The sequence below is a fragment of the Streptomyces sp. NPDC005004 genome (genome assembly GCF_053600675.1).
The window spans coordinates 233351-243797 of record NZ_JBSGAH010000013.1; the positions used below are offsets into that span (position 1 = coordinate 233351).

At 71.2% G+C, this 10447-nt stretch carries 6 protein-coding genes; 5 read left to right on the plus strand and 1 reads right to left on the minus strand.

From position 1 onward, the window contains the following. Window positions 1-104: 104 nt before the first annotated feature. Complete coding sequence (metH, locus tag ACWEEU_RS20790) at window positions 105-3617, minus strand: methionine synthase (protein ID WP_451734103.1); 3513 nt, start codon at window positions 3615-3617, stop codon at window positions 105-107. 291 nt (window positions 3618-3908) lie between these two features. Between metH and ACWEEU_RS20795 the strand changes: the two genes are divergently transcribed. From ACWEEU_RS20795 to ACWEEU_RS20815, 5 genes are all read left to right on the plus strand, one after another. Then, entirely contained in the window at window positions 3909-4673 is a 765-nt protein-coding gene (locus tag ACWEEU_RS20795; protein WP_385747882.1) for an IclR family transcriptional regulator, read from the plus strand. 364 nt (window positions 4674-5037) lie between these two features. Further along, complete coding sequence (locus tag ACWEEU_RS20800) at window positions 5038-5829, plus strand: MIP/aquaporin family protein (protein WP_199585933.1); 792 nt, start codon at window positions 5038-5040, stop codon at window positions 5827-5829. A gap of 97 nt (window positions 5830-5926) precedes the next feature. Further along, window positions 5927-7465, plus strand: coding sequence for a glycerol kinase GlpK (gene glpK, locus ACWEEU_RS20805; RefSeq protein ID WP_385747884.1), 1539 nt, complete (start codon window positions 5927-5929; stop codon window positions 7463-7465). Window positions 7466-7517: 52 nt separating this feature from the next. Next, a complete protein-coding gene (locus ACWEEU_RS20810) occupies window positions 7518-9134 on the plus strand; it encodes an FAD-dependent oxidoreductase (RefSeq protein WP_451734105.1) in 1617 nt (538 codons plus the stop codon). 163 nt (window positions 9135-9297) lie between these two features. Next, window positions 9298-10293: a PAC2 family protein gene (locus tag ACWEEU_RS20815; RefSeq protein WP_385747888.1), complete on the plus strand. Its 996-nt coding sequence runs from the start codon at window positions 9298-9300 to the stop codon at window positions 10291-10293. Window positions 10294-10447 lie beyond the last annotated feature (154 nt).

Here is a 10447-nt window from a genome sequence, read left to right on the forward strand (position 1 = left end):
CCGGGGTACACCGGATAAGCCTGCGCCGCAGGCCAGGGGGGGTTCCGGCGTGCCCTCTCCGCGCCCGGAGCCCGCCGCGCCGCGGGGTCGTCGCGCCCCGTCCGTCAGCGTGCGTTGAAGTACTTCGCCTCGGGGTGGTGGATCACGATGGCGTCCGTGGACTGCTCGGGGTGGAGCTGGAACTCCTCGCTCAGGTGGACGCCGATGCGCTCGGGTTCCAGGAGCGTGGCGATCTTGGCGCGGTCCGCGAGGTCGGGGCAGGCGCCGTAGCCGAGGGAGAAGCGGGCGCCTCGGTACTTGAGGGCGAACATGTCCTCGATCTCGTTCGGGTCCTCCCCGGCGAAGCCCAGCTCCGAACGCACGCGGGCGTGCCAGTACTCGGCCAGCGCCTCGGCCAGCTGCACGGACAGGCCGTGGAGTTCGAGGTACTCGCGGTAGGCGTCGGCCGCGAAGAGGCGGGCGGTCTCCTCGCCGATGCGGGAGCCGACGGTGACGACCTGGAGGCCGACGACGTCCGTCTCCCCCGACTCCTCCGGGCGGAAGAAGTCGGCGAGGCACAGGCGGCGGCCCCGGCGCTGGCGCGGGAAGGTGAAACGGGTGCGCTCGTTGCCGCGCACGTCCAGGATGATGAGGTCGTCGTCCTTGGAGACGCAGGGGAAGTAGCCGTACACGACGGCCGCTTCGAGCAGGTTCTCGGTCTGGAGCCGGTCGAGGAGGCCGCGCAGCCGGGGGCGGCCCTCGGTCTCCACGAGCTCCTCGTAGGTCGGGCCGTCTCCGGCGCGGGCCTGCTTGAGGCCCCACTGGCCCTTGAACAGCGCGCCCTCGTCGAGCCAGGACGCGTACTCCTTGAGCTGGATGCCCTTGACGACTCGGGTGCCCCAGAAGGGCGGCTCGGGGACGGGGTTGTCGGTGGCGACGTCGGAGCGGACGTGGCCCTCCTCGGGCCGTTCCTCGACCTCGACGGTGGCCGGGCGCACCCTTCGCTGCTTGAGTTCGGGCAGCTTGGCGCCGGGGACGCCGCGCTTGACGCCGATGAGGGCGTCCATCAGGCGCAGTCCCTCGAAGGCGTCGCGGGCGTAGCGGACCTCGCCCTCGTAGATCTCGTGGAGGTCCTGTTCGACGTAGGCGCGGGTGAGGGCGGCGCCGCCGAGGATGACCGGGTAGTCGGCGGCCAGGCCGCGCTGGTTCAGCTCCTCCAGGTTCTCCTTCATGATCACGGTGGACTTGACCAGGAGACCGGACATGCCGATGACGTCGGCGCGGTGTTCCTCGGCGGCGTCCAGGATCGCGGAGACCGGCTGCTTGATGCCGAGGTTGACGACGTTGTAGCCGTTGTTGGACAGGATGATGTCGACGAGGTTCTTGCCGATGTCGTGGACGTCGCCGCGGACGGTGGCGAGCACGATGGTGCCCTTGCCCTCGGCGTCCGACTTCTCCATGTGGGGTTCCAGATGGGCGACCGCGGCCTTCATGACCTCGGCGGACTGGAGGACGAACGGCAGCTGCATCTGGCCGGAGCCGAACAGCTCGCCGACCACCTTCATGCCGTCCAGGAGGGTGTCGTTGACGATGTCGAGGGCCGGACGCTCCGTCAGCGCCGCGTCGAGGTCGGCCTCCAGGCCGTTGCGCTCGCCGTCGATGATGCGGCGCTTGAGGCGTTCCTCCAGCGGCAGGGCGGCCAGTTCCTCGGCCTTGCCGGCCTTGAGGGACTTGGCGGTGGCGCCCTCGAACAGCGCCATCAGCTTCTGTAGGGGGTCGTAGCCCTCGGCGCGGCGGTCGTGGATGAGGTCGAGGGCGGTCCGCACCTCTTCCTCGCTGAAGCGGGCGATGGGCAGGATCTTGGAGGCGTGCACGATGGCGGAGTCCAGGCCCGCCTTGACGCACTCGTCCAGGAAGACGGAGTTGAGCAGGATGCGGGCGGCCGGGTTGAGGCCGAAGGAGATGTTGGACAGGCCGAGCGTGGTCTGCACGTCGGGGTGACGTCGCTTCAGCTCGCGGATCGCCTCGATGGTGGCGATGCCGTCCCCCCGGGACTCCTCCTGGCCGGTGCAGATGGTGAAGGTCAGACAGTCCACGAGGATGTCCTCCTCGCGGATGCCCCAGTTCCCGGTGAGGTCGTCGATGAGCCGTTCGGCGATCTCGACCTTCTTCTCCGGGGTGCGGGCCTGGCCCTCCTCGTCGATGGTGAGCGCGATCAGCGCCGCGCCGTGCTCCCGGGCCAGCCGGGTGACCTTGGCGAAGCGGGAGTCGGGGCCGTCGCCGTCCTCGTAGTTGACGGAGTTGATGACCGCGCGGCCGCCGAGCTTCTCCAGACCGGCGCGCAGGACCTCCACCTCGGTGGAGTCGAGGACGATCGGCAGGGTGGAGGCGGTGGCGAAGCGTCCGGCCAGCTCGGCCATGTCGGTGACGCCGTCGCGGCCGACGTAGTCCACGCACAGGTCGAGCATGTGCGCGCCCTCGCGGATCTGCTCGCGCGCCATCTCCACGCAGTCGTCCCAGCGGCCCTCCAGCATGGCCTCGCGGAACTTCTTGGAGCCGTTGGCGTTGGTGCGCTCGCCGATGGCCAGGTAGGCGGTGTCCTGACGGAACGGCACCGACTGGTAGAGCGAGGCGGCGCCCGGCTCCGGACGCGGGCTGCGCTCCCCCGGCGTCAGATCCCGTACGCGCTCCACGACCTGGCGCAGATGCTCGGGGGTGGTGCCGCAGCAGCCGCCGACCAGCGACAGGCCGTACTCGCGGACGAAGGTCTCCTGGGCGTCGGCCAGCTCGGGCGCGGTGAGCGGGTAGTGGGCGCCGTCCTTGCCGAGGACGGGCAGGCCGGCGTTGGGCATACAGGACAGCGGGATGCGGGCGTTGCGGGCGAGGTGGCGCAGGTGCTCGCTCATCTCGGCGGGGCCGGTGGCGCAGTTCAGGCCGATCATGTCGATGCCGAGCGGTTCGAGCGCGGTGAGCGCGGCGCCGATCTCGGATCCGAGCAGCATGGTGCCGGTGGTCTCGACGGTCACCGAGACGATGACGGGCAGGTCCAGGCCGAGGGCGTCCAGGCCGCGGCGGGCGCCGAGGACGGCGGCCTTGGTCTGGAGCAGGTCCTGGGTGGTCTCGATCAGCAGGGCGTCGGCGCCGCCGGTGACCAGGCCCTCGGCGTTGCGCTGGTAGGCGTCGCGCAGGGTGGTGTAGGGGGCGTGGCCGAGGGTGGGCAGCTTGGTGCCGGGGCCGATCGAGCCGAGGACCCAGCGGGCGCGGCCGTCCCGCGCGGTGTACTCGTCGGCGACCTCGCGGGCGACGCGGGCGCCGGACTCGGACAGCTCGTGGACGCGCTCGGGGATGTCGTACTCGCCGAGGGCGGAGTGGTTGGCGCCGAACGTGTTGGTCTCGACGCAGTCGACGCCGACGGCGAAGTACGCGTCGTGGACCGAACGCACGATGTCGGGGCGGGTGAGATTGAGGATCTCGTTGCAGCCTTCGAGCTGCTGGAAGTCGTCGAGCGTGGGCTCCTGGGCCTGGAGCATGGTGCCCATCGCTCCGTCGGCGACCACCACGCGGGTGGCGAGTGCCTCTCGGAGCGCGGACACACGGGTCCGGAGGTCGGCGTGGGGGGACGTCGGCGACGAGGCCATGAAGGGGCTCCCTGGGATGCGACGGCTGTCGGCTATGCGCCCTGCCCCGGCGAGCCGGGCGAGGGGCACGGCGTCAGACTAACCGGCGGTGGGCTTGGATGGGCACCGGCGTCCACCACACGGACGCGGACGACGGAACCGGCCCTTCCGGGGGCACGGCCGGGTCCGCGCGCCGTGCCGGTGCGGCGCGGTCATTGGCGGGAGGTCGGCATGGACCGGTAGTGTTCGGCATTGTCGAACGATGCCTGAGGTGTCTTTCGATGGCGGCCGGCGGACGGAGGTAGGACGGCGATGGCACGGAACATCCAGTCGCTCGAACGGGCGGCCGCGATGCTGCGCCTGCTCGCGGGCGGCGAGCGACGGCTCGGACTGTCGGACATCGCCTCGTCGCTGGGCCTCGCCAAGGGCACGGCGCACGGCATCCTGCGCACCCTCCAGCACGAGGGCTTCGTCGAGCAGGACGAGGCGTCCGGGCGCTACCAGCTCGGCGCGGAGCTGCTGCGCCTCGGCACCACCTATCTGGACGTGCACGAACTGCGGGCGCGGGCCCTGGTGTGGACCGACGACCTGGCCCGCTCCAGCGGCGAGAGCGTGCATCTGGGGGTGCTGCACCAGCAGGGCGTGCTGATCGTGCACCACGTCTTCCGCCCGGACGACAGCCGGCAGGTGCTGGAGATCGGCGCCATGCAGCCGCTGCACTCGACGGCGCTCGGCAAGGTGCTCGCCGCGTACGACCCGGTGGCCCACAGCGAGGCGCTCGAGGCCCCGCGCAAGGCGTTCACCGACCGTACCGTGTGCGGCCCCGAGGACTTCGAGCACATCCTCGACCTCACCCGCGCGCGGGGGTACGCCGCCGACGTGGAGGAGACCTGGGAGGGCATGGCGTCCATCGCCGCCCCCATCCACGACCGCCGCCGTATGCCGGTGGGCGCGGTCGGCATCACCGGCGCCGTGGAACGCCTGTGCCGCGAGGGCGAACTCCGCCCGGAGCTGATCGCGGCGGTGCGCGACTGCGCCCGCGCGGTCTCCCGGGACCTGGGCGCGGCCCGCTTCTGAGGCGGGTCCCGCCGATTCCCGCCCCCACTCCCCCGCCCCGGCCGCCGCGCCGGGGCGGCCGCACGCGTGCCCGCACTCGTGCCCGCACTCGCCCTCGCGCCCTTCGCGCCCCTCATGCCCCCGTCGGGCTGATAGCTCCTGCCGATCAGTAACGATCGCGCTTTCGATTACAGAACCCTTGACGCATGGAGGACCCCAAAGCGAGACTCCCGTCCATCGGTCGGCATTGTCGAACACTTACCGGTAATGCGCGTTAGGGTGTGACAGCGCCCCGGACCGACACCGCTCTCACCCCGAGAGCACGAGAACCCCCGAAGGGACGCGGGGTTCGGCTTTCCCTGGACGAAGGACAAAGGAGTCGCGGGTGTCCAGCTCCGACATCTTCATCGGCGAGACCATCGGTACCGCCATACTCATCCTGCTCGGCGGCGGTGTGTGTGCCGCCGTGACGCTGAAGGCCTCCAAGGCGCGGGGCGCCGGCTGGCTCGCCATCGCCTTCGGGTGGGGTTTCGCCGTTCTGACGGCGGTCTACACCTCCGCGCCGCTCTCCGGCGCGCATCTGAACCCGGCCGTGACGCTGGCGCTCGCCATCAAGGACCACGACTTCAGCACTCTCCCCGAGTACTGGGGCGGTCAGCTCCTCGGCGCGATGATCGGCGCCACGCTGGTCTGGGTGGCCTACTACGGCCAGTTCCACGCCCACCTCACCGACCGGGAGATCGTCGGCGGACCGGGCGCGCAGGACACGGTCAAGGCGGTAGAGGCCGAGGAGGCCGCCGCGGGCCCGGTCCTGGGCATCTTCTCCACCGGCCCGGAGATCCGGAACGCGGTGCAGAACCTCCTCACGGAGATCATCGGCACGCTGGTGCTGGTCCTGGCGGTGCTCACCCAGGGCCTGAACGACAAGGGCAACGGTCTGGGCGTCCTGGGCGCCCTGATCACCGCGCTGGTGGTCGTCGGTATCGGCCTCTCGCTCGGCGGCCCGACGGGGTACGCGATCAACCCGGCCCGCGACCTGGGCCCGCGCATCGTGCACGCCCTGCTGCCGCTGCCCAACAAGGGCGGCTCCGACTGGAGCTACGCGTGGATTCCGGTCGTCGGTCCACTGATCGGCGGCGCGATCGCTGCAGGCATCTACAACGTCGCTTTTGCTTGATGAGTAACGACTTGCCGCAAAAGAGCCGATCATTCGAGTACGCGCCGTACCCACCGCACGCACCGCACCCTCACCTCGGATTTCCCAGGAGCACACAGTGACCGACGCCCACACCGCAGGCCCGTTCATCGCGGCGATCGACCAGGGAACGACCTCCTCGCGCTGCATCGTCTTCGACCGGGACGGCCGCATCGTCTCCGTCGACCAGAAGGAGCACGAGCAGATCTTCCCCAAGCCGGGCTGGGTCGAACACGACGCGAACGAGATCTGGACCAACGTCCAGGAAGTCGTCGCGGGCGCCGTCGAGAAGGCCGGCATCACCCGCGACGACATCAAGGCCATCGGCATCACCAACCAGCGCGAGACCACCGTGCTGTGGGACAAGAACACCGGTGAGCCCGTCCACAACGCCATCGTCTGGCAGGACACCCGCACCGACGGCCTCTGCCGGGAGCTGGCCCGCAACGTCGGTCAGGACCGCTTCCGCCGCGAGACCGGCCTGCCGCTGGCCTCGTACTTCGCCGGACCCAAGGCCCGCTGGCTGCTGGACAACGTCGAGGGCCTGCGCGAGCGCGCCGAGGCCGGCGACATCCTCTTCGGCACCATGGACAGCTGGGTCATCTGGAACCTGACCGGCGGCGTGGACGGCGGCAAGCACGTCACCGACGTCACCAACGCCTCGCGCACCATGCTGATGAACCTGCACACGATGCAGTGGGACCCGAAGATCGCCGAGTCCATCGGCGTGCCGATGGAGATGCTGCCCGAGATCCGCTCCTCCGCCGAGGTCTACGGCGAGATCACCGGCGGCAGCCTCGGCGACCTGCTCGGCGGCATCCCGGTGGCCTCCGCGCTCGGCGACCAGCAGGCGGCCCTGTTCGGCCAGACCTGCTTCTCCGAGGGCGAGACCAAGTCCACCTACGGCACCGGCACCTTCATGGTGATGAACACCGGCGAGAAGATCATCAACTCCTACGCCGGTCTGCTGACCACGGTCGGCTACAAGATCGGTGACAAGCCGACGGTGTACGCCCTGGAGGGCTCCATCGCCGTCACCGGCTCGCTGGTGCAGTGGATGCGCGACCAGATGGGCCTCATCTCCACCGCCGCCGAGATCGAGACGCTCGCGCTCTCGGTCGAGGACAACGGCGGCGCCTACTTCGTACCGGCCTTCTCCGGCCTGTTCGCCCCGCACTGGCGCTCCGACGCGCGCGGTGTGATCGCGGGTCTGACCCGGTACGTCACCAAGGCGCACCTCGCGCGCGCCGTCCTGGAGGCCACGGCCTGGCAGACGCGGGAGATCGCGGACGCCATGACCAAGGACTCCGGCGTGGAGCTGACCACGCTGAAGGTGGACGGCGGCATGACCGCGAACAACCTGCTGATGCAGACGCTCTCGGACGTGCTCGACGCCCCCGTGGTGCGCCCCATGGTCGCCGAGACCACGTGTCTCGGTGCCGCCTACGCCGCCGGTCTCGCCGTCGGCTTCTGGTCCAGCACGGACGAGCTGCGCGCCAACTGGCGCCGGGCCGCCGAGTGGACCCCCCGCATGGACGCGGAGACCCGCGACCGTGAGTACAAGAGCTGGCTCAAGGCCGTCGACCGGACCATGGGCTGGCTCGAGGACGAGAGCTGAGCGGGCCTGAAGGACCGCCCATCCGGCTCTGACGAGGAGTGAAGTACCCGACATGACCAGTCCCACCACCCTGCCGCCCGTACCCACCCTGGGCACGCGCCCCGCCTCCGGGTCCAACCCGAGCCGGGCCGAGACCAGGGACCAGCTCGCCAGGGCGTCCTACGACCTCCTGGTGATCGGCGGCGGCATCCTCGGCATCTCCACCGCCTGGCACGCCGCGCAGTCCGGGCTCAGGGTGGCGCTGGTCGACGCCGGTGACTTCGCCGGTGCCACCTCCTCCGCCTCCTCCAAGCTGCTCCACGGCGGCCTGCGGTACCTGCAGACCGGCGCCGTGAAGCTGGTGGCGGAGAACCACTTCGAACGCCGTGCGGTCTCCCGCCAGGTGGCCCCTCACCTGGCGAACCCGCTCACCTTCTACCTCCCGGTGTACAAGGGCGGGCCGCACGGCGCGGCGAAGCTCGGCGCGGGCGTGTTCGCGTACTCGGCGCTCTCCGCGTTCGGGGACGGCGTGGGGCATCTGCTCTCGCCGTCCCGGGCCGCGCGGGACGTGCCCGAACTGCGCACCGAGAACCTGAAGGCCGTGGCCGTCTACGGCGACGACCAGATGAACGACGCGCGCATGGCGCTGATGACGGTCCGCGCGGCCGTCGACGCGGGCGCGGTGGTCCTCAACCACGCCGAGGTCACCGGGCTGCGCTTCACCCGCGGCCGGGTCACCGGAGCCGAGCTGCGGGACCGGATGTCGGGCGAGGAGTTCGGCGTGAACGCCCGGCTGGTGCTGAACGCCACCGGGCCCTGGGTCGACCACGTGCGCCGTCTGGAGGACCCGAACGCGGCGCCGTCGATCCGGCTGTCCAAGGGCGCGCACCTGGTGCTCAAGCGCACCGCGCCCTGGAAGGCGGCGCTGGCGACGCCCATCGACAAGTACCGCATCACCTTCGCCCTCCCCTGGGAGGACATGCTGCTGCTCGGCACGACCGACGAGGAGTACGAGGGCGACCCGGGCGAGGTGTCCGTCACCGAGAAGGACATCGCCCAGATCCTGGACGAGGCGGCGTTCTCCGTCCGGGACAACCAGCTCCGGCGCGAGCTGATGACGTACGCCTTCGCCGGCCTGCGGGTGCTGCCCGGCGGGCCCGGCGACACCGCCAAGGCCAAGCGGGAGACGGTGGTCACCGAGGGCCGGGGCGGGATGCTGTCCGTCGCGGGCGGCAAGTGGACGACCTTCCGGCACATCGGCCGTACGGTCATGAAGAAGCTGGAGGAGCTGCCGGGCCACCCGCTGGGCGACGACTTCGAGCCGGTGTCCACGCTGCCCAAGCGGCTGCCGCTGCCCGGCGTGGCCAACCCGCGCGCGGTCGCCCACCGGCTCCTGGTGGACCGTCCGGCGCCGGGCCCGCGCATGGGCGCCGACACCGCCCGGCATCTGGCCACGCACTACGGCTCGCTCGCCTTCGACATCGCGCGCCTGGCCAACGAGCAGCCGGAGCTGGCCGAGCGCGTCCACCCCGACGCCCCGGAGATCTGGGCGCAGGTGGTGTGGGCCCGTGACCACGAGTGGGCGGAGACGCCGGACGATGTGCTGCGCCGCCGCACCACGCTGACGATCCGGGGTCTGGCCACCGACGAGATACGCGCCGGGGTGCAGGGCCTGCTCGACCAGCGGTAGTCCGCCGGCTCCCCCGGTCCGGATCACCGCGCGTGCGGGGTGTTCCGGGCCGGGGATCGGGGCAGTGATCCGTTCAACCCCCCGTCCAGGGGGCTGCGGGCGCTCCGGCCGGACGCCGTAAGGTTGGGTGGTCAGGCGAGAGCACGTCGGAAGGAGGCACTGGGTGATCGAGCTGGAGGGTGTTCCCGAGCTGATCGACCCAGTCATGGTGGCCGCGTTCGAGGGCTGGAACGATGCCGGTGACGCCGCCTCCACGGCGGTCGGCCATCTGGAACGCGAGTGGAAGGGCGAGGTGTTCGCCGCGCTGGACGCGGAGGACTACTACGACTTCCAGGTCAACCGGCCCACGGTCTTCATGGAGGGCGGCGTACGCAAGATCACCTGGCCGACCACGCGGCTCTCGGTGGTCCGGGTCGGCGGTGACAAGCCCCGTGACCTGGTGCTGGTGCGCGGCATCGAGCCGTCGATGCGCTGGCGCTCGTTCTGCAACGAACTGCTCGGCTTCGCCCACGAGCTGGGCGTGGAGCTGGTGGTGATCCTGGGCGCGCTGCTCGGCGACACCCCGCACACCCGGCCGGTCCCGGTCAGCGGGGTGACCTCGGACGCGGACCTGGCGCGCCGGATGGACCTGGAGGAGACGAAGTACGAGGGTCCGACGGGCATCGTCGGCGTCCTCCAGGAGGCCTGCACGCACGCCGGGGTTCCGGCGGTGTCGCTGTGGGCGGCCGTGCCGCACTACGTGTCGCAGCCGCCGAACCCGAAGGCCACTCTCGCGCTGCTCAACCGTCTGGAGGATCTGCTGGACCTGCGCATTCCGCAGGGCGAGCTGCCCGAGGACGCGCGGGCGTGGCAGGTGGGCGTGGACCAGCTGGCGGCCGAGGACAGCGAGGTCTCGGAGTACGTGCAGACGCTGGAGCAGGCGCGGGACACCGCCGAGCTGCCGGAGGCGTCCGGCGAGGCGATCGCCCGGGAGTTCGAGCGCTATCTGCGGCGGCGGGACGTCGGCCCGCCCGGCGGACACGCCACGGCGGACGGCTCGGACAGCGGGCCCTTCCGGCGCGACACACCGAGCGGCCGGACCCGGCCGCCCAAGCCCCCGAAGCCGGAGGCGCCGGGCGCGTCGGAGGGCGGCGAGGACACGGACGGCCCGGAGGACTGAGCGCCGTCCCCGAGCGAGCGCCTTCACCGCGTTCCTTCACGGCGTGCCTTCTCTCAGAGCGAGTACGACAGTGGGGCGGCACCCGGCCGGGTGCGACCCCGTCCGCGCAGAAGCAGAACCGGACCCGCACCACCCAGCCCGCCTCCACTCCGAC